Source organism: Chryseobacterium sp. CT-SW4 (assembly GCF_048572715.1).
Taxonomy (GTDB): Bacteria; Bacteroidota; Bacteroidia; order Flavobacteriales; family Weeksellaceae; genus Chryseobacterium.
In genome coordinates this window covers 1527442-1552274 of record NZ_CP183840.1, presented here as the reverse complement: position 1 = coordinate 1552274, position 24833 = coordinate 1527442, and the positions used below count along the sequence as shown (strand labels likewise).

The following is a 24833-nucleotide window of genomic DNA, read 5'->3' as shown; positions in this document are numbered from 1 at the left end:
CTTCTACTTTACAATATTGATTTTTGATCCGTTATCCAGGTTGATCTGTCCGCTGGTAATTACCTGTTCTCCTCCATTAAGCCCGCTAAGAATCTGAACTTTATCACCGTAAACTTTTCCGGTAGTTACTTTAATCATTTTTGCCGTTCCGTTCTGAACAATAAATAACTGTCCTGAGCTTACTCCGTTTACGAATGCTTCAGCAGGAACTGTTAGCATATTCTGGGTTTCCGCTCCGTTATTGGTCTGGAATACTGCGGTAGCATACATACCTGCCTTTAACTGTCCGTTATTAGGAACTTCTATTTCCACAGGGAAGTTAAGGGAAGCATCACTCTTAGGAGCAATAAAGGTAATCTGCCCGCTGAATGAATCTTCAGGTAAAACACTCACTTTAATGTTCACGGTCTGGCCTAGCTGAATTCTTCCTACCTGGCTTTCATCTACCAATACGGAAAGTTTCAGACTGTTGATATTTACAATTTCAAACATGGAAGTTCCCGGAGAAACAACTACTCCCGGTTCTACCATTTTTTTATTGATGGTACCACTGATTCCGGCACGTACACTTGTATCATTTACTCTTACTCCCTGAGCCTTTACAGCGGCCTGCATATTCTTTAACTGTAGCCTTGAGTTATCCAGCTGTTGTTTGGTAACACCTCCTGTTTTATAGGCATTTTCATAACGCTGATTGTCAATAATGGCATTCTGTAAGTTATTTTGTGCCTGAGTCATATCCACTTCGATAGCATCTTTTTTAATTACAGCCAATGTCTGTCCTGCAGATACTCTAGATCCTTCTTTAACCAACACACTTACAATACGTCCTGAAATTTCCGAAGACTGGTTCATTTCCTGCTTAGGAATAAAAGTTCCGTTTGCTGAATAGTCTGTATTGATATTTTCTCTTTTTACAGTAACAACATTTACGTTAATTTTATCCACTTGCTTTGCTACTTCAGCAACTTGTTTCTCCTGATTTTTCTTATTGCTTACAATTTTATACCCTGCTAAACCAACAAGTACAGCAGCTACGATAATATATATTAAAGTTTTTTTCATTTTTAGTTGATTATGGTTGGTTTTGTAATCTGTTTAATTCACCTTTTGCTTTTAACAGCTGAATTTCAGCCTGCTTATAATCTAATAATGCATTTGCATAATTCTGCTTAGCTTCGGTTAATGCATTATCCGTATCTAAAAGATCCGTGAGCGTAGCCAATCCGTACTGGTAATTGGATTGTGTATTGGACTGAACTTTTTCAGCCAATGCCACGTTATCTTTCATACTCTGAATATTGATAATCGCATTTTCCATATTGGTAATGGAGTTTTTGTAGTCTAAGCTCAGGCTTAGCTGTGTATTTTCAATATCCTGTTCCAGATCAAGAATGTCTATCTGTGCCTGCTGGATTTTTGACTTTGTAGCTCCACCGGTAAAGATCGGTATATTCACTTTAAGTCCTATCGAAGCAAAATCACTCCAGTTCACTCCATTATTGATTCCATTAAACCATGGGAATTTATTTCCCATTCCATACCATCCGTACTGCCCCTGAAGACTTACCGTAGGATAGAGATAAGCTTCAGTAGCTTTTTTATTGTATTCTAAAAGTTCTCTTTGTTTTCTCAGCACTTTGAGCTCTGATCTGTCTTCAAGGTTCACATACTGCGCCATCAGTTCCGGTTGAGGTTCAATAGTTTTCTCCTCCAGCTCTATTGGGGTGTCAATAGGAATTCCCATATAGAATTTTAAAGAATTCTTTGAGAGTTCTACGGAATTAATAAGCTGCTGCTTATTGGAAGCAATATTGGTAAGCTGAACATTGGTTCTATCGAGATCGATAGGCTTAGCAAGACCATTATCCACTAAGCTTTTGATAACATTTCTTACTCTTTCAGTGTTTGAGTAACTTGTTTCAAGAGTTTTCAGGTTTTCTTCCTGCACAAATACATTATAATAAGCCGTAGCCACATTTACAATGATCTGTTCATTGGTCAGCTGAGAATTAAGCACATAAAATTCCCGGGTAGACTTTGCTGCTTTTAAACCTACAAACACCCTCTGATCAAATAAAGCCTGGGAAACTGTAGCTGCCACATTGGAAGTCCATGGTTGTCCCATTTTAAAAATACTTCTTTGGCCTGCAAATTCTACAACCGTCTCCTGAATGATCGGGTTATAACTTAAATCTCCTGCCACGCTGATCTGTGGTAAGGCTCCTGCTTTGGCTTCATCAATCTGATATTCCGCTTTTTTTACCTGTAAGGCTGCTTTTTTAGCATCCGCCTTATTTTGTAATGCCTGCTGAATGGCCTCCTGCAGACTGACCTGCTTCTGGGCCCGGACCGATGAAATACCGAAAATCATAAATGCTGCAGCTATCCCAATTTTTAGCTTTTGCGCAGTTATACGTTTTCTTTTCATAATTTTATCTACTTCTTTTATTTTTTAATAGTTTATTGTGTGCGTATTATTCCCCAAGGACGTATGATGACAAAAAATACTTTAAATTTTTATTTTTTAAATAATATGTTGAGGATGATCTCTTTCCTTTCCGAAATAATCACATCAAATTCTTCATCACTAATCCGCAAATTATCCATAAGCAAAGGCCGTAAAGCACTCGGGAAAACAAGTAAGGCCACCATATTAAACAAAAACTGAACAGGCTTCATTTTTTCAATATTTCCCTGATCCATTTCTTCCTCTATGGATTTGTACAGATCCTCCAGCATTTCTTTTTCAATATCCTTTTCATGACAATTTCCCTTATTCATCTGCGAAACGATATAGGTTTCGAGATAGGGATATTTAAGACTGGTTGATAAACTGCTTTCGATAAATTTGCTTATTTTTTCTTTAAAAGGCAGATCAGACCTTTGAATCACATTGGATTTTTCTTTTTCCACCTTTTGGGCCTCATCAAAAATGATCTGGATGAGGTTATCTCTGGAGCGAAAATAATAGTTAATAAGTGTTCTGTTCACACCGGCTTCATCTGCAATCTCCTGAGTTGTAGCATCAAACTTGCCTTTTACAAAGAATAAATTCTTTGCAGTTTCCTTGATCAGCTCTTGTGTCTGCTCTTTTTTTGTTTGATTTGACATTTTTGTTAAACAAATTTGTGGACAAAAGTAAAGCATTTTTATTTTTTGACAAAATTGTTAAACAAAAAAATTAAAATATTTTTGATGTCTTTAAATCTAAGAAAGGACTTAATAAAAAAGAGCAGAAAAATCTGCTCTTTTTTTTATAATAATTTAATCTTATCTTCCGATATATCGATGACCTTATCTTTATATAATCCTCCGATGGCTTTTTTAAAATTTTTCTTGCTCATCTGAAGTTCGTCTTTTATTTCCTCGGGAGAAGATTTATCAGAAAGGTATAAAAGTCCGTAATTCTCTTCCAGTTTATTGAGAATTTTCTGCCTGAACTCATCAATATTTTCAAAACCTTCCGGCTGGAGGGAAACATCTATCTTTCCATCTTCACGGATGGCTTTAATGTACCCTTCTTCTTGTGACAGCGGATAAAGCTTCTTATACACATCCGATGTATAAATAAGTCCAATATATTTTTTATTAATTACCACATTCCATCCCAGTTCGCTTTCATTCATTAAAATAAGCTCCACTTTATCGCCCTTTTTAAAAGGCAAATCCTGATACTGAGGATTTCTTTTGAATTTTGTGGTCCCGGTGATTAATTCCGTGTCTTCATCTACATACAGATATACCAAATATCTTTTTGCTTCAATGATTTTGGTTTTCTGCTGTTTATAGGGGATAAAAAGATCTTTGATAATTCCCCAATCCATAAAAGCACCACTTGGCAGGCTTTGAACACAGCTCATTACGGCAAATTCACCTACTTCCGCCAACGGGATCTCGGTCGTTGCTTTTAACTTACCGTCATCCTGGTATACAAAAACTTCTATTTCATCATCTATTTCTTTCTCATTATCAATAAAAATCTTAGGTAAAAATGCTTTTTCACCCAGATCATCCGTTAAGATCCATCCTGAGGTATTTTTTTCTGAAATTTTTAAAGTCTGAGTTTTTCCGAGTTGCATGTACAAATGAGTTAGTTGACAAAGGTACAAAATATAGAATGACTTCTTTGTAAAATATAGGATTCCTTCTCAGAGCTATTGCATGAAGAACATAAATTATTACAATTGCAATTATATAAATAAATAAAGAGAGGCTTAAAAGCCTCTCTTTATTTATTCATATTTTAATTTTTCCATTACATATGGATAGGTCTCTTTGCTGTGGCATCCAATGCAGCTTCTCTAACAGCTTCTGCATAGGTCGGGTGAGCATGAGAACTTCTTGCGATATCTTCTGCACTTGCACGGAATTCCATTGCGATTACTCCTTCTGCAATTAAGTCTGCAGCTCTCGCTCCTACGATGTGCATTCCAAGTACCTCGTCTGTTTTTTCATCTGCGATGATCTTCACCAGACCGTCAATATCACCACTGGCACGGCTTCTTCCTAAAGCTCTCATCGGGAAAGACCCTACTTTATAGGCAACTCCTTCTTCTTTCAGCTGTTCTTCAGTTTTACCTACTCCGGCAACTTCAGGCCATGTATAAACAACACCAGGGATCAGATTATAGTTAATGTGAGGTTTTTGTCCTGCCAATGTTTCTGCTACAAATACTCCTTCCTCTTCTGCTTTATGTGCTAGCATAGCTCCTTTGATCACATCACCGATAGCATAGATATTGGCTACATTGGTTTGTAAGTGGTCATTTACTTTTACTCTTCCTCTTTCATCAAGCTCCACGCCTGCTTTTTCAAGACCAAGACCATCTGTATAAGGTCTTCTTCCTACGGAAACCAGGCAATAATCTCCTTCTACAACCACTTCTTCTCCTTTTTTATCTTTTGCAGTTACTTTTACGGTATCTCCATTTCTTTCCACAGCAGAAACAGCAGTAGAAAGCATAAATTTCATTCCCTGCTTTTTAAGAACTTTCAGTAATTCTTTACTTAAAGCTCCATCCATTCCAGGAATAATTTTATCCATAAACTCCACTACAGTCACCTGAGCTCCTAATCTAAGGTACACAGAACCCAGCTCAAGACCGATTACTCCTCCTCCGATTACAACTAAATGTTTAGGAACTTCTTTTAGGTTTAATGCTTCGGTAGAAGTGATAACTCTTTCTTTATCCAGCGTAATAAACGGTAATGTAGACGGTTTGGAACCGGTAGCGATGATAGTATATTTTGATTCTATGGTTTCGGATGAAACATCATTCTTCTTTACCTTAATCTGAGTAGCAGATTCAAAACTTCCCACCCCTTCAAAAACAGTAATTTTGTTTTTACCCATCAGGTAGTTGATTCCGTCTGTATTTTGCTTTACCACTTCATTTTTACGTTCGATCATTCTTGCAATATCCGCCTGCGGTTCATTGATGATGATTCCATGACCTGCAAAATTATGTTTTGCATTTTCAAAATGCTCCGAACTGTCTAATAATGCTTTTGAAGGAATACATCCTACATTCAGACAGGTTCCTCCTAAAGTTGGATATTTTTCAATAATTGCTGTTTTGAAGCCCAATTGTGCAGCACGGATCGCTGCTACATAACCTCCAGGACCAGAACCTATTACGGTAACATCGAATTGACTCATTGTATTTTATGAATTTTGTTTATACTAATTTCTTAATTCTTACAAATTTACAGAATAAATGCCATTTGGCAAACTGTGGGAATAATAAAGTACGGGTTTGATTTTCAGCAGCTGAAAGTTTGTCTGAATGCTGAAATGAACGGATTCAATTAACCGGAAACGAGATCATGCAGAACTTTTTCATATTTATCCAGGATAATGTTCTTAGAAAAACGTGACTTAATGGAATTCTTAATGGAATCCCGGTCATAGGAATGCTGTAAAAGTGAAATAATCTTCTGGGCAAACTCATCATAGTTCTCTATATCCCCTACTTCACCATTCACCGTATTTTGTATAATTTCATTAATTCCTCCCGGGCAGTTATTGGCTAAAGAATAAGTTCCACAGGCACCGGCTTCCAAAAGAACATTCGGGAAACCTTCATATCGTGAGGAAAGAATAAACAAGTCCGCATACTTTAAAAACTGATAAGGATTTTCTTGGCGGCCATGAAAAATAACATGCTCCAGCCCCAACATTTCTTTCATCTGGTGAAGAACTTCTTTGTCCTGTCCGTCTCCCAGAATATGTAAAAGAATTTTCTCATTTTTAAGGCGGGAAAATACTTTGAGAAGGTTATCAAAACCTTTTCTTGCCGATAAATTCCCAATGGCTACCACATTTTTATAATTATATTTAAAGCTTTCGGGCTTTTCTGAGATTTTTAGTTTCTCTTCAATAAAATCAAAATCCACAGGATTGTTGATCTTTACAATTTTTTTCTTTTTGATCCCGAAATTATCTATCAGATCTTTCATCATATCATCACTCTGAGCAATGATCTTTTCATAACTGTTATAAAAGTTATAGAAAAACTTAATCTCTTTCCTGGTGACGTGCTGAGATACCACATTGGTCTCCCGGGCTACAAATTTCGTTTTTGGAAAAAGCTTTATAAACATGGATAAATAAGCATTCACTTCTCCAAAACCTGAAAACACAATATCTGGTTTTCTCCGGTAGATCTGGGATAAAATGGGCTTTAAAGAATGCCTGATTCTTTCCGTATTGATATCAATGATCTCCACGTCATCTTTAAGAAAGCTGAGATAGCCGCCTTTTTTCCGTAATAGCAGGATTTTAGGCTCAAAACGATCTCTGGAAAGATGATTGGCAATGGTAGTAACAATTCTTTCTGCTCCTCCTGTTTCCAGATCCGGCAGAATAAAAATAACGGAAATTTTCTTTTTCATACTAAAAAACCTTACCCATGCGGATAAGGTAATGTTTTTAATTAGCTACATCACTGATGAATTTGATCCTCAGCATTCTTACTTCCTCATCGGAAAGCTCATCACCAAATTCATCCAAGAGTACTTTCATACTGTCACTTTCGGATTCGTTCATAAATTCCATGAATCCGTCTACAATATCTTCATCGAAGTTATCTTCAATATAATAATCTATATTAAGCTTAGTTCCCTGATAGACAATGCTCTCCATTTCTTTGAGCAATTCGTTCATGGAAAGGTTTTTGGCACGGGCTATATCTTCAAGGTCTATTTTTTTATCGGTACTCTGGATGATAAAAACTTTATGGCTGGATTTATTAGCCACCTGCTTCAGGACCATATCCTGAGTACGTTCTATATTGTGTTCTTCTACATATTTTCTGATGAAGTCAGCAAATTCTTTTCCGTATTTTTTGGCTTTTCCTTCGCCCACTCCATATATCTTGGTAATTTCTTCTACGGTAATCGGATACTGAACGGTCATATCTTCGAGACTCGGATCCATGAAAACAGTGTAAGGGGGAATACCCCATTTCTTAGCTACTTTTTTCCTCAGTTCTTTTAACTGGGTAAAAAGATTCTGATCCAGTCCTCCGCCGGACTGCATCTGGATCTGATCGCTTTCTGCTTTTACCTGGCTCAGATCAAATTCACGGTCTTCGGCGATAAGGAAATCTCCTTTAAACTGGTCATTTAAAACTTCATACCCTTTTTCTGCAATTTTCAATACACCGTATGTTTCAATATCTTTTTGAAGAAAGTTCTGAACGGTTCCCTGTCTTAAAATCGTCTTCCAGTAATTATCCTTTTCATCTTTTCCAAACCCGAAGTGAGGGTTCTGTTCCAGCTTATAGGATTTCGTAACGGCACTTTCTTTTCCTACGATAACGGAAATTAAGTCTTTGGTTTTAAACTTTTCTCCGGTATCATGAATGAGTTCCAATGCTTTTTTAAGATCTGCTTTAGCATCTTTCAGCTTAGGCGGATTGGATGCATTATCACACATTTTGGCCCCTTCTCCTTTTACAGGATCAAAGTTTTCTCCGAAATAATAGAGGATATATTGTCTTCTGCTCATGGAAGTTTCCGCATATCCTACGACTTCATTGAGAAGCTGTAATCCGATTTCTCTTTCGGAAACAGGTTTCTGAGCTAAGAATTTTTCAAGTTTTTCAATATCTTTAGGATCATAGAAGGCAAGGCAGTAGCCTTCTCCTCCATCCCTTCCGGCACGTCCGGTTTCCTGATAATAGCTTTCCAGGGATTTCGGAAAATCATAATGGATTACAAACCGCACATCCGGCTTGTCGATTCCCATTCCGAAAGCGATAGTTGCCACAATGACATCCACTTCTTCCATAAGGAACTTATCCTGGTTGGCCACTCTGATTTTTTGGTCGAGGCCGGCATGATAAGGAAGTGCATTGATTCCGTTTACCTGTAAAAGCTGCGCAAACTCTTCTACTTTTCTTCGGCTCAGGCAATAAACAATTCCGGATTTTCCTTTATTCTGATTAATGAATTTTACGATTTCCTTGTCTATATTCACTTTCGGCCGTACTTCATAGTACAGGTTGGGTCTGTTAAAACTTTCTTTAAATACAATAGCATTGGTCATTCCCAAAGTTTTCTGGATATCATCCTGAACTTTAGGCGTGGCGGTTGCCGTAAGTGCAATTACGGGAACATCAGCGATTTTATCGATAATAGATTTCAGGTTCCGGTATTCGGGTCTGAAATCATGTCCCCATTCTGAAATACAGTGAGCTTCGTCAATAGCAAAGAAGGAAATTTTCACTTCTCTCAGAAAATCCAGGTAATCTTCTTTAATTAAAGATTCGGGAGCTACGTAAAGTAATTTTGTTTTACCGCTTTTGATATCATCGAAAACCTGTTTGGTCTGGGTTTTATTCAGTGATGAATTCAGAACATGGGCCACTCCGTCATCAGATGAAAGGCCATTTACCGCATCTACCTGGTTTTTCATTAAAGCTATTAATGGCGAAACTACTATTGCCGTTCCTTCGGAAATTAATGCAGGAAGCTGGTAGCATAATGACTTACCTCCTCCTGTCGGCATCAACACAAAGATGTCTTTTCCGTTCAGCAGGTTCTCTATAATTAATTCTTGTTGTCCCTTAAAAGTAGAAAACCCAAAGTATTTTTTCAATTCGCCTGATAAATTGGCTTTTTTTGCGCTCATCTAATTTAGTTTGCTAAATTTGCATTCAACTCAAAGTTATAAATTTTTTACTTAAAATAAAAGCGAACGAATTTATAAAAAATAAAATTTATATTAAATATTCTTTTTAAAATATAACGTTTTTTAATAGATTTTTTGTATACAATATAAAATCACATGGATAGATCCAATATTATATCGATTGCTAAGAGCACTTTAGGAATAGAAATTTCAGAACTGGAAAAATTAAAAGACAGAATTAATGATGAATTTGCCAAGGCCGTAGAGGTGATTAATGCTGCAAAAGGTAAACTTATCGTAGTCGGAATCGGAAAATCAGCCCATGTCGGAAATAAAATTGTAGCGACATTAAATTCCACTGGAACCCCTTCACAGTTTCTTCATGCATCGGAAGCCATTCACGGTGATCTGGGAGTTATTCAGAAACAGGATGTGGTACTTTGTATTTCCCATTCGGGAAACTCTCCGGAAATCGTTAATCTTATTCCTTACCTGAAAGATTATTCTTCTGCCCTGATCGGAATGACGGGAAATAGTAAAAGTAAGCTTGCGGAATTTTCGGATATTATCCTGGATACGCATGTGGATATGGAAGCCTGTCCCAATAAACTGGCTCCTACCAGCTCTACCACCATTCAAATGGCGTTGGGGGATGCTCTGGCTATCTGCTTAATGGAGCTTAATGATTTTAAAGAAAATGATTTTGCTAAATTTCATCCCGGAGGAAGCTTAGGGAAAAACTTAATTTCAAAAGTGGACCAGTTTCTTTCTTCTCAAAAACCTCAGGTTTCAGAAAGTTCAACTATAAAAGATGTTATCATTTCCATCAGTGCCTCAAGCCATGGAATCACCGTTGTAACAAATGGCGATGAAATTCTGGGAGTCATTACAGATGGAGATTTAAGAAGAATGCTGATGAAAAATGAAGATATCTCCTCGGTATCTGCTAAAGATATTATGTCCGCCCATCCTAAAACCATTGAAAGAAATGCTTTGGCAAAAGAAGCCATGAAAATATTGAAGGAAAACAATATCGGACAGCTTATTGTAACGGAGAACGGAAAGTATTATGGAATCATTGATCTTCATAAGCTTTTGGATGAAGGGATCAATTAAGAATTAGATATCTTAATTTTCAGAATTGCATAATCAGGGATTAGAATCTCTAAATATTTCATAAATTTGAAACCTTAAAAAAAATTATTCTGTGAGTGAAGGTAAAGAGATGTCCTTTCTTGGACATATTGGAGAATTAAGAGGTCACCTTATCCGCTCAATTATTGCTATTATAATTGCAGCTTTTATCGTCGGCTTCAATATCAACTGGATTATGGACCATATCTTTTTTGGCCCTACTAGAAATGATTTTCCTACTTTCCGTATTGTAAATCACTTTTCCAGAATGCTTTTGGGAGAAGACAGCATCCACCTTCCCAAAGATTTCCCTGTACGTGTACAGCGGCTTTATCAGCAGTTTAATGTAATGATGGCGGTCTCCATTTTTGGAGGAATCGTTTTGGCATTTCCTTATATTGTCTGGGAATTGTGGCGTTTTATCAGTCCTGCATTGCATCCTAAAGAAAGAAAAAATTCTATTTTTATTATTAATGCGGTTTGGATCCTTTTCTTAACAGGGATTTTATGCGGCTATTTTCTGATCCTTCCGTTTGCAGTTAATTTCGGGGTGATCTTTAAAATATCGGATATTATTGTTCCGCTTTATGATTTAAGTGATTATACCACCTTATTTTTACAGGTGATCTTAGGAATGGGAGTCATATTCCTGTTCCCTATTCTTATTTATTTCCTTACTACGATCGGGATTCTTACTCCGGTGTTTATGAAAACCTATCGCCGTCATGCGATCGTTCTCATTATGGTGGTGGCTGCCATCATTACCCCGGCGGATGTTTTAAGTATGCTTATGGCAGCTTTCCCATTGGTTATTTTGTATGAATTTAGTATTATCATGTGTTCTTACACTTATAAAAAAGTTCAGAAACGTAATGCTACCAATCTGCCGTCCGTACAGAATTAAATAAAAGCTTTTTCCCATTTTCCTTTTTATTGGTATTAAATTTTCTATTTTTGAATGGATTTATAATTTATGATCAATGAAAAAGCTTACATATACTTTTATCTTCGCATCAAGTTTAGCTTTCGGGCAGTTTTTTGAAAGACCGGAAACTTTTACCCGACAGGACACTTTAAAAGGTTCCAATACGGAATTCCGAAATTTCTGGGATGTCAAAAAATATGAATTGTCCGTAGAGCCCAATTATGAACAAAAAAGTATAAAGGGAAATAATAAAATAAGCTTTGAAATCATTAAAGATGTTGTAAATCCTGTTTTCCAGATCGACTTGCAGCAGCCTATGAAAGCTGATAAGGTAGATGCCAGCTTTCCTATCTCAGAATATAAGCAGGATGGTGACTTCATCTTTGTTCATACGAAGAAAAAATTCAGGAAAGGAGAAAAATTCTCTATCAACGTAACTTATTCCGGAAATCCTACTATTGCCCAACGACCACCCTGGGATGGCGGATGGGTTTTCACCACAGACGAAAAAGGAAATCCATGGATGAGTGTCGCAGATGAAGGAATCGGGGCTTCGGTATGGCTTCCTACCAAAGATATCTGGAGCGATGAACCGGATAATGGAATGGTAATGAAGATCATTACTCCCAAAGACCTTGTAGGCGTAGGAAACGGAAGATTAATCGAAAAGAAAACAGAAAATAATAAGAATATTTTCACATGGGAGGTTAAAAGCCCTATTAATGCATATTCCATTATTCCCAATATTGGAAAATATGTAAATTTTAAAGATACCTTCCACGGGGAAAATGGTAAGCTGGACCTGGATTATTGGGTAATGGAATATAATTTAGATAAAGCTAAAAAACAATTTCAACAGGTAAAGCCGATGTTATCTGCTTTTGAATACTGGTTCGGGCCTTATCCTTTTTATCAGGATTCTTATAAGCTGGTGGAATCTCCTTATCTTGGAATGGAACATCAGAGTAATGTGGCTTACGGAAACGACTATATGAACGGCTATAAGGGAACTGATTTTTCAGGGACAGGTGTAGGACTTAACTGGGATTATATCATCGTTCATGAAAGCGGACACGAATGGTTTGCCAACAATATCACAGCCAAAGACCAGGCTGATATGTGGGTTCATGAAGCTTTTACCATGTATTCGGAAGTTCTTTTCACCGAAAAATATATGGATAAAGCCTCAGCTGAAAAATATGCATGGGGGCTGAGACAAAAAATACAGAATGATGTTCCCATTATCGGAAAGTACGGGGTAAGAAATGAAGGAAGCGGAGATATGTATCCTAAAGGAGCCAGTATGATCCATACGATCAGACAGGTGATTAATGATGATGAAAAGTTCCGCCAGATTTTAAGGGGCTTAAATAAAGATTTTTACCATCAGACCGTTACGGGAGAACAGGTAGAAAATTATATTTCTTCGAAGTCCGGTATTGATTTTTCCAGTGTCTTCCAACAATATCTGCGAACCGTTAAAATTCCTACGTTGGAATATACTCAGAATGGTGAGGAGCTGAAATTCCGGTATACGAATGTGGTTTCTGATTTTAAATTGCCCATAAGAATAAACAGAGACCAGACTATTACTCCCACAGAGAGCTGGCAGACTGTAAAATTAAAGAGTTCATCGCCTGCTAAATTTGATAATAATTATTATATTAATTATAAAAATATTCAGTAATTTTTTAAGTATTTAATTTATATTTAAGAAAATTTTAATTTATTTTCTGTAACTAAATGCTTTTATGGCATACTATTCATATAAATTCAAGTATGAAAAAAACAGCACTTACCTTAGGAATTCTGGCTCAGGTATTGGTAAATGCCCAATCTATCAAAACGAATATTGATCTCGTCAATATTAAAGATGATAAAGTAGCCGTAAGTATGGAATTTCCCAAAATGAAGTCCCGTACTGTACAATTTCATTTTCCCAAAACAGTTCCCGGAACTTATTCCGTAGATGATTACGGAAGATTTATAGAAGGAATTCATTTTTTTGATAATAAAGGAAGAGAATTGGCCTATACAAAAGTAGATGACAATACATATTCTCTAAAAAATGCGAAGGCTCTGTCCAAAGTGACTTACTGGGTAAATGACAGTTTTGATGAGGAAACAGATACCAGCAAACACAAGGCGGTATTTTCACCATCAGGAACCGATATTGAGGAAGGAAAAGTTTATATGGTTAATACCCATGGTTTTGTAGGATATATTGACAATATGCAGGATGTCCCATATCAGCTGGTTATTCAAAAGCCTAAAGATTTCTATGGAACAACAGCTTTAGTAGATCAGGATCACTCTGATGCCACAGATACTTATATCCTTGCCAATTATGCTAAAGTTACGGATTCTCCCCTGATGTATACCAAACCGGATTACGTCACTTTTAATGCCGGCGGTATGGAGCTTGTACTAGGAGTTTATTCCCCGACAGGAAAATACAAAGCATCAGACTTTAAAGATAATCTTGAAAAAATGGTGGTAGCCCAAAAGAAGTTCTTAGGGGATATGAACACCAATAAAAAATACGCTATCATGCTTTACTTATCCGGTGATGGAGGCCCTTCTGTCCAGGGGTTCGGAGCATTGGAGCATCATGAATCCACAAGTGTCGTATTACCGGAATTTCTGTCCCAGGAAGATATTGATAAAACCCTTGTAGATGTGGTATCTCATGAATTTTTCCATACGGTTAATCCTTTAAAGGTACATTCGGAAGAAATCCAGTATTTTGATTATGCCAACCCTAAAATGTCCCAACACCTATGGATGTATGAAGGCGGAACGGAATATTTTGCCAACTTATTCCAGATTCAGGAAGGGCTGATCGATAAGAATGACTTTCTGAAACGCATTAATGAGAAGATCAATAATTCCAAAAATTATAATGATACCTTACCTTTTACTGTAATGAGTAAAAACATTCTCCTGGATGAGTACAAGGATCAGTACAGGAATGTATATGAAAAAGGCGCACTGCTAGCTATGTGTATGGACATTGAGCTAAGAAAGCTATCCAACGGAGAAATGGGTTACCGCGATATGATCCGGAAGCTTTCTCAGCGTTTTGGTGAAAACAAGCCTTTTAAAGATGATAAATTAATCGGTGAGCTGGTAAAAGTGACAGGCTATCCCCAGGTAAAGGATTTTTATGATCAATATATTGCAGGAAGCCAGCCTACTCCCTATGCGCAGTATCTGGATCAGGTAGGGGTAGAAGTTGTGAAGCAGGAAGTACCTCCGATGTTATGGTTTATTAATGATCCAAACCAGACAGGCTACAATGAAAAAAACAACACTTTCACTTTTGATGAAAGCCTGGCACTTTCCCCATTCGCAGAAAGTATAGGCTTTGAAATTACAGACGAAGTGGTAGCACTGAACGGAAAAACAATCGATCCAAAAAACATACAGTCTTTTATTGAATATGCACAGACCATTAAGGATGACCAGGATATTACCCTAACCGTTTTAAGGAAAAATGGTGATAAGACTGATAAAATTGACCTTAAAGGAAAAGCCATCCTTACTAAGCTGACATCAGAAACGCTTCAATATAAAGCGAATCCTACACCTGCAGAACAGAAATTGCAGGATCAATGGCTGACAGGTAAAAAATAAAAAAGGGAAAATTTTCTCTTAATCACAAATTCGGGCATGTTTAAAAACATGCCCGAATTTTTAGTTATATTTCTCATTTCACAAAAGAAAATGATCTTCTTTAAGTTTTTTTAATGGTTATTCTAAAAACAGTTCCTTTTCCTACTTCGGTCTGGGCTATTTTAATATCACCGTTATGGTATTCCTGGACCACTCTTTTCGCGAGAGACAATCCGAGTCCCCATCCTCTTTTTTTAGTTGAATATCCAGGTTTAAAGGCATTTCGGGCCTGTCGCTTGGTCATACCGCTTCCGGTATCTTTTACTTCTACCACAATATTTTTATTCTTCTCAAAAACGGTTATGATCAGTACTCCTTCTCCCTTCATTGCGTCGACCGCATTTTTCACCAGGTTTTCCGTAACCCAGCTTATCAGGATCCTGTTATGCGGTACGAGAATATCATAAGGAGGAAGCTGTAATTCAAAGTTTACTCTCTTGGAAATCCGGGTTTTGAGATAGTCATAATTTTCCTGAATCGTTTCGTTGAAGTTCATATCATTGAGCTCAGGAATAGAACCTATTTTAGAAAACCTTTCAGAAATGGTCCGTAGTCTTTCTATATCTTTCTCAATCTCCAGAACTCCTTCGGAAACGGGGTCCTCAAGTTTCATAATTTCCATCCATCCGATCATGGAAGACAGGGGTGTTCCTATCTGATGTGCTGTTTCTTTTGCTAATCCCGCCCAAAGATATCCTTCATCGGTTTTTTTGATGGTTCTTAAAAACCAGAATGAAAATAAAAAATAGGATAAAATAAAAAATCCCAGGATATAAGGGGAATATCGGAGTTTGTTAAGAAGAGCGGAATTATCATAATACACAAACTGGTTATTACCATTGGGAAATTTAAGCTCTATAGCAGGATAATTCCTGGACATGGCTTGTGCAAGCTCGGCAATTCGTTCCGTATCATTTTCTATTTCTCCAGGCACATTTTTGTGGGCAATAGGCCTGTCGTCCTTATCCAGGATTATTACCGGAATGGTTGTATTGGAACTGTATATCTGAAGAATAAGTTCCTGAGCTTCCAGACTGGGAGTCGTTACTTCCTGCTGAAATTTCAGAGCGCTGACAAGAATATCTACCCTTTTGATTTCTTCCTTCCGTAAATAATTGATCAGCAAGGTAGAGGCTACAACAATTGTCACCACCACCAACGTCATTAAAACAAATATTATCCAGTTATTCAGCCTGGAAAGAATGGATTTTCTCAACGTAAATTATTTTAATGTATTCAGTATTTTCTGAAGTTCGGAACTTCCGCTTCCCTGATAATTATTGATGATAATCGAAAACACATATTTTTTCCCATCCTTGGAGGTATGATAACCTGCATAGGACTTTGTATCCCGCATGGTACCGCTTTTCATTTTCATTCCGTTATCCTGAACGGGAAATCCTTCATAATAAGAGCTGAACCAAGGTTGCTTTTTAGCGTATAAAAGAGCCTGAACTTCAGCTTTTGCAGAAACGTAGTTTTGAGGAGAGAGTCCGCTTCCGTCTGCAAAGTTGATCATATTTCCATTGATTCCTTTGGACTTCCAGAATTCTTTAAGGTAAGCTACCCCACTTTTAAAGCTGGAGTTTCCTTTTTTCTCTTTTCCTAAGGTCTTGATGAGGGTTTCTCCATACAGGTTTACGCTTTTTCTTAAAAACCAGTATACTATTTTATCCAATGTAGGAGACTGATAGGTGAGGATTATATTGTTTTTTGGAGCTTCCAGTATTTTTTTTCCTTCAATCTGAAGCTGGGAATTGGTAATGATCTTTCCGGAAAAATCAATACCTGCATTTTTCAGCCACTGCCCTGCTTCTACTCCCAACTGTAATGGTGGATTGGGTGTTGATCCGGAAACCGTAACTGTTTTACCGGATGGTAGGGTCCCGTTAATCAATGCTACACGGGAATGGGGTGCTGTAAAAATCAAACTCTGATCTGAACTTCCTCCCGTTTTCAGCTCATTCACCCACTGTACTCCTTCCAGAGGATAAGAAAAGCTTTTAAACTCTTTTCCATTAATATTGATATCAAACTGGTTTTCCCTCCAGTTTACACTCCAGACTCCAGCTCCGTAATAATTTCCCAGATCATCCCACGGCCATCCTCCGGGAATGGTCTGAAAATCGAAATAAGAATCATCGATAACCAGATCTCCGGAGATTTTTTTAATGCCGGATTTTTTGAGGGCATCCAGTAGTTTTTGCTTAAAGCTTTCCGGTTTATAGGCTTCATAACGCCAGCTTCCTAAAGTGGGGTCTCCATTGGAGCTGATAAAAAGATTTCCATTTAATACACCGTCAGAAACAGATCCTGAATAGCTGGAGGTTGTGGTATAAGTATAATCTTTCCCTAAGGTTTCCAAAGCAGCAGCAGCCGTAAATATTTTTTGGGTTGAAGCTGTGGAAAGCCCCTTGTTTCCCTGGTATTCGTAAATAAGATTCCCTGATTCATCCGTCACATAGAAAGATAAATTAGAGGCGACAGCTGTAGATGAGTTCATCAGGCTCTTTGTTGCAGCTTCCAGCTTAGAGGCCGTATTCTGGGCAAAAATAAGCTGTGATGAAAGGGTAAGAACAGCAAATGCTTTTTTCATTGTGTTGTTATTTTTAACTGGTACATTGTGTATCTGATAACATCCTTTTGCCATTAGGAATGAGGAGCGTTATCAATACCGGGATTGAGATTCTTCACTCCGCTGCGCTTCGCTCTGAATGACAGAGGATATGAACTTACAATCCATTTGTTTATTCAAATATAATAAAATAGACTTTTGCAGACTATGAAATAGTACTTCCTGCTTCTATTTCATAAGGTTCTTTGCCTTTTTCAAAAATGCGTGTGGACTCGCTTCCCTCCACGGTAATAATGTTTCCTATTTTTCTTATCCAGTTTCCTTCGCGGAGTCCCACTACTTTCACTTCGTTCTGGGTTAAAAATTCTTTGATCCTGGTTTCCCTGGTTTCTCCGTTATGTTTCAGTTCCGGACTGGGATCCAAATAGTGAGGATTGATATTGAAAGGAACCAGTCCCATACAGTCGAAGCTGGGTGGATAGACAATTGGCATATCATTCGTCGTTTTCATATTCTGTCCTCCGATATTGCTTCCCGCACTGCATCCAAGGTAAGGTTTTCCTCCTTCTACATTTTTCTTAAGAAGCCCCATAAGATTTTCTTCATGTAATGTCTTAACCAATAAAAACGTATTTCCGCCACCGGTAAAATAAGCGTTTGCGTGATTCACAGCTTCTTCTTTATTTTCAAACTCATGAAGTCCTTTTACTTTTATATTGAGGGTTTCAAAAAAAGAACGTGCTTTGCGGGTATATTCATCATGTGAAATTCCGCCCGGTCTGGCAAAAGGGATGAAAATAATTTCATCAATTCCTTCGTATAATTTTATTAATTCTTCTCTCAGATATTCCAGATATTCTCCCCCAAAAAGGGTGGATGTAGATGCCAGTATGATATTCATTTTAATAATTTATTATATTCTGTTTCCGAAAAAATCGCCTTCTCCTCTCAGATAGGCTATTATTTTGTTAACGTTTTTCTGTATGCTTTCTTCTGTTTTAAGCTGATGGATATAACGGATCAATTCTTTTTTTCTTGATGGCGTTAATTTTTCAAAATTTTCAAATGCTCTCCGGTCTCCTTTAATAGCAGTTTCCAACTGAGGATGAAAAGGAATACTTCTATCAGAAGAATCATATTGAATGGATATTTTTATTATTTCCCCTATTCTCTTTGGTGAATTTTTAAGCATCGTCAGATTAATATACAATCTCCAGGCTCCCTTATATTTTACCAAATTCTGGGTATAATCCAGCCCGTTTACCGTTCCTTTCACCGGAATAGGGCTTTTATTCCTTCCTGAAACCTCAAAAATCATATTTAAAGTTTCATCCGGAATAAAAACAAAGGGGTTGATCCCGATGACCTCCAGCTGGGCAGTAAAATAATGTATATGCATTGATAAACAAATTTAGGCTTAAGTTTAGAAATATGAAATTCTTTTCATTCAATTTTCATCTCACCGGGGAATCGTTATCTTTGCAAAAATAAATCTATTTAACAAATGAAATTTTTTATTGACACCGCCAATTTAGATCAGATCAAAGAAGCCAGAGATCTTGGTATCCTTGATGGGGTTACTACCAATCCTACATTAATGGCCAAAGAAGGAATACAGGGGGCCGAAGCTATTAAAAACCACTACAAAGCTATTTGTGAGCTTGTAGACGGAGATATTTCGGCTGAAGTACTTTCCACTACGTATGAAGAAATGATCAAAGAAGGAGAAGAACTGGCAGCAATTCATCCTAATATCGTAGTAAAAATTCCCATGATCAAGGATGGAGTAAAAGCTCTAAAATATTTTTCCGATAAGGGAATAAAAACCAACTGTACCCTGATCTTTTCTGCAGGACAGGCTCTTTTAGCTGCTAAAGCAGGGGCAACATATGTTTCTCCTTTCTTGGGAAGACTGGATGACATTTCTACCGACGGGCTGAACCTTATCCAGGAAATCCGTTTAATCTATGATAATTACATGTATGAAACTGAAATTCTTGCAGCTTCTATCCGTCATTCCATGCATATCATTGACTGTGCTAAAATCGGTGCGGATGTAATTACCTCTCCACTGCCTCCAATCCTGAGTTTATTAAAACATCCGTTAACGGATAATGGACTGGCCCAGTTTATTGAAGATTCTAAGAAATTGGCTTAAAAAGTATTGATTACTATTTATAAAATGGCTGCTCTTGATGGGGCGGCCATTGTTTTTTATGTTTTTAAATGCTGGGAATGGATTTTGGGATCGAGTTTTAATTGATTTTTATTGTTATTGGGGAGGAAATTGAGATTCTTCGCTACGCTCTGAATGACAAGACGTCTTTTGAAAAATGTCTGCCTTTTGATACAGCCCCTGTAATTTCAAACAAAACCTGTCATTTCGAACGAAGTGAGAAATCTTTAATAATACCCAATACTATCGATTAATTCACAGATAAGAATATCTATTGCTCCCATTCCAGATTCTTCGCTGCGCTCTGAATGACAAGACGTCTTTTGAAACATGACTGCCTTTTGATACAGCCCCTGTAATTTCAAACAAAACCTGTCATTTCGAACGAAGTGAGAAATCTTTAAAATAACACCAGATATAAATAAATACAACCTGCTAAGACTACCTATTGCTCCTCTTCCAGGCTTTTCACCACTTTGCATGGATTTCCCACAGCCACTACATTAGAAGGAATATCTTTCGTAACAATACTGCCAGCTCCTATCACAGAGTTGTGTCCGATGGTAACACCCGGTAAGACCACAACATTCCCTCCCAACCATACGTTATTCCCTACCGTAATCGGGTGTGCATATTCCAGTCCTGCATTCCTCTGTTTTACGTCTAAAGGATGACCTGCCGTATAAAAGCTGCAATTGGGACCAATGAAAACATTATCCCCAAACTTTACAGGTGCACAGTCCAGGATTACAAGATTATGATTGGCATAAAAATTTTCTCCCACCTCGATATTATATCCATAGTCACACCAGAAAGACGGCTCTATGCATATATTTTCTTTTGTTTTTCCCAGTATCTTTTTGAGGGCTTGATTTCGTTTCTCCGTATCAGAATTTTTAAGCCCGTTATATTCCAGACAAAGGTCTTTACAAGCCATTCTTTCATTGATGAGTTCCGCGTCATAATTGGCATCGTATAAAAGTCCCTGGGCGCATTTTTCTTTTTCATTCATGTTACCTGTTATAAATTTTCTACAAGTTATGAATTTAACATAAAAAAAGCAGAAAGACGTCTGCCATCTTTCCGCTTCCTATAAAACAATTTACAACTTATCTGAATAAATCCGGTTCTCTATGATTATTGTTCTTTTTGATATTCTCTTTGGTCCTCTTTTCAATTTCTTTATAGATCTGATTGGGGTCTGAAAGCTCTTTACCATCTGATGTCCTCATCTTTACCACCGTTTTCATATTTGAATCCCCGCTGTTTTTCATCATCATCTCCCTCATATTTTTAGAAGGATCATTGGCATAAGCTTTCCAGGCTTTACGAAACTGATCTTTCGTAATCTCAAGCTCCTTGCCTCCCATTCCTAACAGCCTGATATTATCTGGAAGCTGTACATCATTATCCTGAGATGGAAGCACTGTTTTATTACCTACCAGAAGCATTGAATGACTACCTGTAGAATCCTCAATCTTTACAATAAGCCCGGGTAATCCATAAAACTTATAAGGACCATCCTGAAAGGGTATATCGGTTGTAAACCATGCCGTCCATTCTCTTCCTCCTAAACTTGTAGTGGCTTTCTGCGTGCTGTACTCCCCTATTTTTTGTTTTTCGGATGCTATTTTCCATTCGGGTTTTGTATCTTCTTTTATTTTATATTGGTCGGTACCGATACTTCTAAAAAGATAGGTTACAAAATCAGGATAGCTTTTAGTTACTTTAAAGGTCACCGTACCCGGTTTTTCCCTTTTGTTGATATTAATATTTCCCGAACCTGCCTTTAACTGCCTTTCTACATCAGCCTTTGCGATAGAATCAGAAACAAATTTATCATGACTGTAATACACAGATCCGTTTTTATCAATATCAAGGAGCATCATTTCTTTTTTTACTTCCGCTTTATCCATAGAATTGGGGATAAATTTATATTCATAAAAAAAACGGTTGGTCTGGGCGATGCCCCATGTACTGACCCATATCAAAAGTAAGCAGATATTTTTCATGGTATTCATTTAAAAAGTAAGCCCTGCCAATGCTGACAAAGCTTACCGGAACTTTATTTCTTAGTCTCAATTCTTATCTCACCGGTTTGTTTACCGTCATTGGTTCTTTTGTTGACATCCATTCTTTTAATGGTATCAGGCTTTAAGGCTTCCATTTCTGCTTTTGTCGCTTCTTTTCCGTCAATATAGATTTTTATGTCATCTGTCCCGTTTGCATTATTGATTCCTGAAACACTGAGTCCTCGCCCTTTATTAAAAACAACGTGATTATCCGCATTGATTTTTAAGTTGGTATTGTTTACCCCGTTGCTGAAAGAATTACTGTACACATACACTTTTCTTTTATTTCCTTCCAGGGCTCTTCGTTCCGCCTCCAATTTGGCTCTTTCCCCTTCCAGCTTCGCTCTCTTCTCGTTGAGCTTTGCTCTTTTCTTTTCCAGACCGGCTCTTTTTTTAGCTATATCAGCCATTTTTTTAGCTCTTTCAGAAGCTTTCATTTCATTATCACCCGTCCATTGGGTATCCCTAATGAAAGCTATATCCGGATATTGAAGTTCTGAAAAATCAAAGTTCATTTCAGGCACATCCACTTTCATATTTTTAAGTTCTTCCACATTTTTCTTCCATTCATCGGAATTAAAATATTCAGTCATTTTTTTAATATCCCCATCATCTATTTTAATGGACATTGTTTTTCCGTCGAAAGGAACAGCCATCCGATATACGGATTTTTGAAAATCATCGGAGCCTGCTATTTTATTGATCTTATCTGAAAGCTCATTGATATCGTCTACATTTTTCTGAAACTCTTTGCTGTCTGGCTCCAGATCTTTAAGAGCATTGCTTTTATCCTGTATTTTCTGGCTTAGCTCTGCAATCTTTTTCTCACTTTCAGATTTTTTATAGACCTTAGGCTCAGCAATACGCTGATCCTGTATCTTATCTTTTATAACCGTATCTTTTTTGACTTGAGAAACAGCTTCTTCAATAGCCAGATTGGTTTCCTCAATTTCTTTATTCTTGGCATTCACCATATAAGCAAAGGCGAGTGTGAATAAAACCGGTAAGGCAAAGATTCTTCGCGCATATCCGAACTTGGTTTTAGGTTTTTGTAACATTTTTAGTCGTTTTTTTAAATTTGAACTTAGAAACGGACTGGTAGCAGGTAACTGTGTTCCGGAAAAGTGACCTGCCAGAAGCATCTGCGCAAATGCTTTGGTGTCCGATTTTTTTATGGCTTTTTTATCGGCCAGATATTCGTGTATTAAATTAATTTCTTTTTTAATGAAATGAAAAAACGGATTAAACCAGAATACGGCTGTTATCACTTCAATGAAAATTTTATCAAAAGAATGTTTCTGTTCGATATGTACCATTTCATGCTTGAGGATCTGCTTTCCCACTTCTGACTGGAGGGTAATACTATTCTTCCAAAACAAGTTTTTAAAATAAGAAAAAGGTGCCTCGGACAGATCGGTATGATAGAAGTTGATCCCATCAAAACTTTCTTTATGAAATCGTTTCTTTAATTGTCGGATCTTGTTGATTCCATAGAGAAACCTTCCTATACAATAGAGAGAAACCAACCCCAAAGCTGAAAAAATAATTCTAAGATAAATGAAATCATAAGCATTGTTTTTTGCTGAATTAAAATTCTGTATCTGATCAATCAATTTATAGATATCACTATTGACCTCCATGGTGAAATAATCTATTTTTATAAGAGGCAGCAGCAGTGATACCAGCATCGCAGATAACAAATAGAATCTGTTATAGTGATGAAATGTCTTGTCTTTTAAAGACAACTGATAATATAAAAACATTACACCCGAACATATAATAACTTTTCCAAAGTAAAGAAGTAGAGCTGCCATATTAATCTTTATTTTTAAGTTCGTTCAACAGCATCTCAAGGTCTTCTACGGTCATTTCATTTTTTTCCACCAAAAATGAAACGGCACTTGTATAAGAGCCTTTGAAATAATTCTTTACCAGATTCTTCATGGTCTTACCGGAATATTGCTCTTTGGAAACCAAAGGAAAGTATTGGTGCTGTCTTCCGTATATATTATAATCTACAAACTCTTTATCCTTTAAAACTTTTAAAATTGTGGAAACGGTATTGGTATGGGGCTTGGGTTCCGGAAAGAGATCGAGGATATCTTTAAGGAATCCTTTTTCAATTTTCCATAGGTACTGCATTACCTGCTCTTCCGCTTTCGTTAAGGTCTGAATTTTCATATCTTACTTTTTAGACGATATAATAAGCTTAATTTTTCTATATCACTAATAAATTAGTTATACAAATGTAGAAATTATTTTGAACCGAACAACTATTTTTTTAGTGATAGCAAATGTATTATGATAATAAATTGATTTACAATGAATTACAAAATATTAAATTATGTTAAATTTTCATCAGAAGTATTTTATAGCCTGAAAAATCAATACTAAAATATAAAGTAAGGACTAAAATCCTTAAAACTTGTTAAATTTTATTAAATAAAATTAAAACGAACTTGCCTTAAGTAAGAAAATATATTTATTTTAGTGGTTTAAAAATTTCTCATGAAAAGATATAATTTATTGATTGTACTATTATTGCTCATTTTTAATGTGGCAAATGCTCAAAAGAAAGCCTCTCCTGCAGTAGATTTCAGTTCCCTTCAGCAAACCAAAGCTAAAATTGAAGCTACAGTACCTTTAGTTATACAACATTTAAATAATATTGCTACCAAGGAGGAAGACACTTCTATCCTTACCAATGGAAAAGCGGCACTGGGCAAAGAATATGGAATTCTCGAGTCCGAATGGCGTCTTTACAGAGGGAATATGGCCAACTGTATTCTTGGAAACTCTACCAAAAAGGCTAAAAAATGTATGGAATACCACAATCAGTATTTGAAGAATACGTTTATCAATTACAATAATTATATTACCCACCTCACTAAGAAAAATGGATATTTAGGAGTAGAAGGAGATACTAAATTTGATTTTAACCCTTCAGAAATTACAACTAAGCTGGCTGATTCTTATTATAGTGCTGCAGATGCGGCTGGAAGAATGAAAAGCCTTCAAAAAACTGAGTTTTTGGAACAAACAAGATCCAAGGAACTAGACCTTAAACCTTACGCTGAAATAGCTCAATAATAAAATCCCGCTGGTTAGCGGGATTTTTTATTTATCATATTCATTTA

General features: G+C 36.8%; 21 protein-coding genes. 6 read left to right on the top strand and 15 right to left on the bottom strand.

The genetic code is table 11. The annotated features are described in order from the left end of the window. Nucleotides 1–3: 3 nt before the first annotated feature. From ABJ974_RS06925 to recQ, 7 genes are all read right to left on the bottom strand, one after another. A complete protein-coding gene (locus ABJ974_RS06925) occupies nt 4–1065 on the bottom strand; it encodes an efflux RND transporter periplasmic adaptor subunit (protein ID WP_419870653.1) in 1062 nt (353 codons plus the stop codon). A 10-nt stretch (nt 1066–1075) separates the two neighbouring features. After that, on the bottom strand, nt 1076–2431 hold the full coding sequence (locus tag ABJ974_RS06920) for a TolC family protein (protein WP_419870652.1): 1356 nt from the start codon (nt 2429–2431) through the stop codon (nt 1076–1078). 89 nt (nt 2432–2520) lie between these two features. Then, on the bottom strand, nt 2521–3114 hold the full coding sequence (locus ABJ974_RS06915; RefSeq protein WP_419870651.1) for a TetR/AcrR family transcriptional regulator: 594 nt from the start codon (nt 3112–3114) through the stop codon (nt 2521–2523). Nucleotides 3115–3257: 143 nt separating this feature from the next. Beyond that, the gene (locus tag ABJ974_RS06910) at nt 3258–4082 is read right to left on the bottom strand and encodes a CvfB family protein (protein ID WP_419870650.1); all 825 of its coding nucleotides are present in this window, start codon (nt 4080–4082) and stop codon (nt 3258–3260) included. Between the two features lie 176 nt (nt 4083–4258). Next, a complete protein-coding gene (lpdA, locus tag ABJ974_RS06905) occupies nt 4259–5662 on the bottom strand; it encodes a dihydrolipoyl dehydrogenase (RefSeq protein ID WP_419870649.1) in 1404 nt (467 codons plus the stop codon). 149 nt (nt 5663–5811) lie between these two features. Then, nucleotides 5812–6897 (bottom strand): glycosyltransferase, encoded by a 1086-nt coding sequence (locus ABJ974_RS06900; protein WP_419870648.1) that lies wholly within the window; start codon nt 6895–6897, stop codon nt 5812–5814. 37 nt (nt 6898–6934) lie between these two features. Next, nucleotides 6935–9139 (bottom strand): DNA helicase RecQ, encoded by a 2205-nt coding sequence (gene recQ, locus ABJ974_RS06895; protein WP_419870647.1) that lies wholly within the window; start codon nt 9137–9139, stop codon nt 6935–6937. 156 nt (nt 9140–9295) lie between these two features. On the opposite strand from recQ, the gene ABJ974_RS06890 reads away from it, so the two are divergent. The 4 genes from ABJ974_RS06890 (at nt 9296) to ABJ974_RS06875 (ending at nt 14834) form a co-directional block, all read left to right on the top strand. Beyond that, the gene (locus ABJ974_RS06890) at nt 9296–10255 is read left to right on the top strand and encodes a KpsF/GutQ family sugar-phosphate isomerase (protein ID WP_419870646.1); all 960 of its coding nucleotides are present in this window, start codon (nt 9296–9298) and stop codon (nt 10253–10255) included. A gap of 91 nt (nt 10256–10346) precedes the next feature. Continuing rightward, the gene (gene tatC, locus ABJ974_RS06885; protein WP_419870645.1) at nt 10347–11177 is read left to right on the top strand and encodes a twin-arginine translocase subunit TatC; all 831 of its coding nucleotides are present in this window, start codon (nt 10347–10349) and stop codon (nt 11175–11177) included. Nucleotides 11178–11253: 76 nt separating this feature from the next. Beyond that, nucleotides 11254–12885 (top strand): M1 family metallopeptidase, encoded by a 1632-nt coding sequence (locus tag ABJ974_RS06880; RefSeq protein WP_419870644.1) that lies wholly within the window; start codon nt 11254–11256, stop codon nt 12883–12885. A 92-nt stretch (nt 12886–12977) separates the two neighbouring features. Continuing rightward, on the top strand, nt 12978–14834 hold the full coding sequence (locus ABJ974_RS06875; protein ID WP_419870643.1) for a M61 family metallopeptidase: 1857 nt from the start codon (nt 12978–12980) through the stop codon (nt 14832–14834). A gap of 100 nt (nt 14835–14934) precedes the next feature. On the opposite strand, the gene ABJ974_RS06870 is transcribed toward ABJ974_RS06875, so the two are convergent. The 4 genes from ABJ974_RS06870 to ABJ974_RS06855 all read right to left on the bottom strand — a co-directional run bounded on the left by ABJ974_RS06870 (nt 14935) and on the right by ABJ974_RS06855 (nt 18847). Then, complete coding sequence (locus tag ABJ974_RS06870; RefSeq protein WP_419870642.1) at nt 14935–16089, bottom strand: sensor histidine kinase; 1155 nt, start codon at nt 16087–16089, stop codon at nt 14935–14937. Nucleotides 16090–16095: 6 nt separating this feature from the next. Further along, nucleotides 16096–17469 (bottom strand): D-alanyl-D-alanine carboxypeptidase/D-alanyl-D-alanine endopeptidase, encoded by a 1374-nt coding sequence (gene dacB, locus ABJ974_RS06865; protein WP_419870641.1) that lies wholly within the window; start codon nt 17467–17469, stop codon nt 16096–16098. Between the two features lie 184 nt (nt 17470–17653). Then, complete coding sequence (gene pepE / locus ABJ974_RS06860) at nt 17654–18349, bottom strand: dipeptidase PepE (RefSeq protein WP_419870640.1); 696 nt, start codon at nt 18347–18349, stop codon at nt 17654–17656. Nucleotides 18350–18361: 12 nt separating this feature from the next. Beyond that, the gene (locus tag ABJ974_RS06855) at nt 18362–18847 is read right to left on the bottom strand and encodes a YdeI/OmpD-associated family protein (RefSeq protein WP_419870639.1); all 486 of its coding nucleotides are present in this window, start codon (nt 18845–18847) and stop codon (nt 18362–18364) included. A gap of 105 nt (nt 18848–18952) precedes the next feature. Here ABJ974_RS06855 and fsa point away from each other — a divergent pair, with 105 nt between their 5' ends. Continuing rightward, a complete protein-coding gene (gene fsa / locus ABJ974_RS06850) occupies nt 18953–19606 on the top strand; it encodes a fructose-6-phosphate aldolase (protein WP_419870638.1) in 654 nt (217 codons plus the stop codon). 463 nt (nt 19607–20069) lie between these two features. Here fsa and ABJ974_RS06845 read toward each other — a convergent pair whose 3' ends face one another. The 4 genes from ABJ974_RS06845 to ABJ974_RS06830 form a co-directional block, all read right to left on the bottom strand. After that, entirely contained in the window at nt 20070–20636 is a 567-nt protein-coding gene (locus ABJ974_RS06845) for a sugar O-acetyltransferase (protein ID WP_419870637.1), read from the bottom strand. A gap of 97 nt (nt 20637–20733) precedes the next feature. Beyond that, nucleotides 20734–21636, bottom strand: coding sequence for a GLPGLI family protein (locus tag ABJ974_RS06840; RefSeq protein ID WP_419870636.1), 903 nt, complete (start codon nt 21634–21636; stop codon nt 20734–20736). Nucleotides 21637–21689: 53 nt separating this feature from the next. Continuing rightward, a complete protein-coding gene (locus tag ABJ974_RS06835) occupies nt 21690–23510 on the bottom strand; it encodes a M56 family metallopeptidase (RefSeq protein ID WP_419870635.1) in 1821 nt (606 codons plus the stop codon). 1 nt (nt 23511) lies between these two features. Then, a complete protein-coding gene (locus ABJ974_RS06830) occupies nt 23512–23877 on the bottom strand; it encodes a BlaI/MecI/CopY family transcriptional regulator (RefSeq protein WP_419870634.1) in 366 nt (121 codons plus the stop codon). 327 nt (nt 23878–24204) lie between these two features. On the opposite strand from ABJ974_RS06830, the gene ABJ974_RS06825 reads away from it, so the two are divergent. Next, nucleotides 24205–24786, top strand: a complete 582-nt coding sequence (locus ABJ974_RS06825; RefSeq protein WP_419870633.1) for a hypothetical protein — start codon at nt 24205–24207, stop codon at nt 24784–24786. Nucleotides 24787–24833: the final 47 nt, after the last annotated feature.

Excerpts from the sequence above, each read along its gene's own strand:
- ABJ974_RS06925 (WP_419870653.1), bottom strand. The coding sequence starts at position 1,065 with ATGAAAAAAACTTTAATATATATTATCGTAGCTGCTGTACTTGTTGGT.
- ABJ974_RS06920 (WP_419870652.1), bottom strand. The coding sequence starts at position 2,431 with ATGAAAAGAAAACGTATAACTGCGCAAAAGCTAAAAATTGGGATAGCT.
- ABJ974_RS06915 (WP_419870651.1), bottom strand. The coding sequence starts at position 3,114 with ATGTCAAATCAAACAAAAAAAGAGCAGACACAAGAGCTGATCAAGGAA.
- ABJ974_RS06910 (WP_419870650.1), bottom strand. The coding sequence starts at position 4,082 with ATGCAACTCGGAAAAACTCAGACTTTAAAAATTTCAGAAAAAAATACC.
- lpdA (WP_419870649.1), bottom strand. The coding sequence starts at position 5,662 with ATGAGTCAATTCGATGTTACCGTAATAGGTTCTGGTCCTGGAGGTTAT.
- ABJ974_RS06900 (WP_419870648.1), bottom strand. The coding sequence starts at position 6,897 with ATGAAAAAGAAAATTTCCGTTATTTTTATTCTGCCGGATCTGGAAACA.
- recQ (WP_419870647.1), bottom strand. The coding sequence starts at position 9,139 with ATGAGCGCAAAAAAAGCCAATTTATCAGGCGAATTGAAAAAATACTTT.
- ABJ974_RS06890 (WP_419870646.1), top strand. The coding sequence starts at position 9,296 with ATGGATAGATCCAATATTATATCGATTGCTAAGAGCACTTTAGGAATA.
- ABJ974_RS06880 (WP_419870644.1), top strand. The coding sequence starts at position 11,254 with ATGAAAAAGCTTACATATACTTTTATCTTCGCATCAAGTTTAGCTTTC.
- ABJ974_RS06875 (WP_419870643.1), top strand. The coding sequence starts at position 12,978 with ATGAAAAAAACAGCACTTACCTTAGGAATTCTGGCTCAGGTATTGGTA.
- dacB (WP_419870641.1), bottom strand. The coding sequence starts at position 17,469 with ATGAAAAAAGCATTTGCTGTTCTTACCCTTTCATCACAGCTTATTTTT.
- pepE (WP_419870640.1), bottom strand. The coding sequence starts at position 18,349 with ATGAATATCATACTGGCATCTACATCCACCCTTTTTGGGGGAGAATAT.
- ABJ974_RS06855 (WP_419870639.1), bottom strand. The coding sequence starts at position 18,847 with ATGCATATACATTATTTTACTGCCCAGCTGGAGGTCATCGGGATCAAC.
- fsa (WP_419870638.1), top strand. The coding sequence starts at position 18,953 with ATGAAATTTTTTATTGACACCGCCAATTTAGATCAGATCAAAGAAGCC.
- ABJ974_RS06845 (WP_419870637.1), bottom strand. The coding sequence starts at position 20,636 with ATGAATGAAAAAGAAAAATGCGCCCAGGGACTTTTATACGATGCCAAT.
- ABJ974_RS06840 (WP_419870636.1), bottom strand. The coding sequence starts at position 21,636 with ATGAAAAATATCTGCTTACTTTTGATATGGGTCAGTACATGGGGCATC.
- ABJ974_RS06835 (WP_419870635.1), bottom strand. The coding sequence starts at position 23,510 with ATGGCAGCTCTACTTCTTTACTTTGGAAAAGTTATTATATGTTCGGGT.
- ABJ974_RS06830 (WP_419870634.1), bottom strand. The coding sequence starts at position 23,877 with ATGAAAATTCAGACCTTAACGAAAGCGGAAGAGCAGGTAATGCAGTAC.
- ABJ974_RS06825 (WP_419870633.1), top strand. The coding sequence starts at position 24,205 with ATGAAAAGATATAATTTATTGATTGTACTATTATTGCTCATTTTTAAT.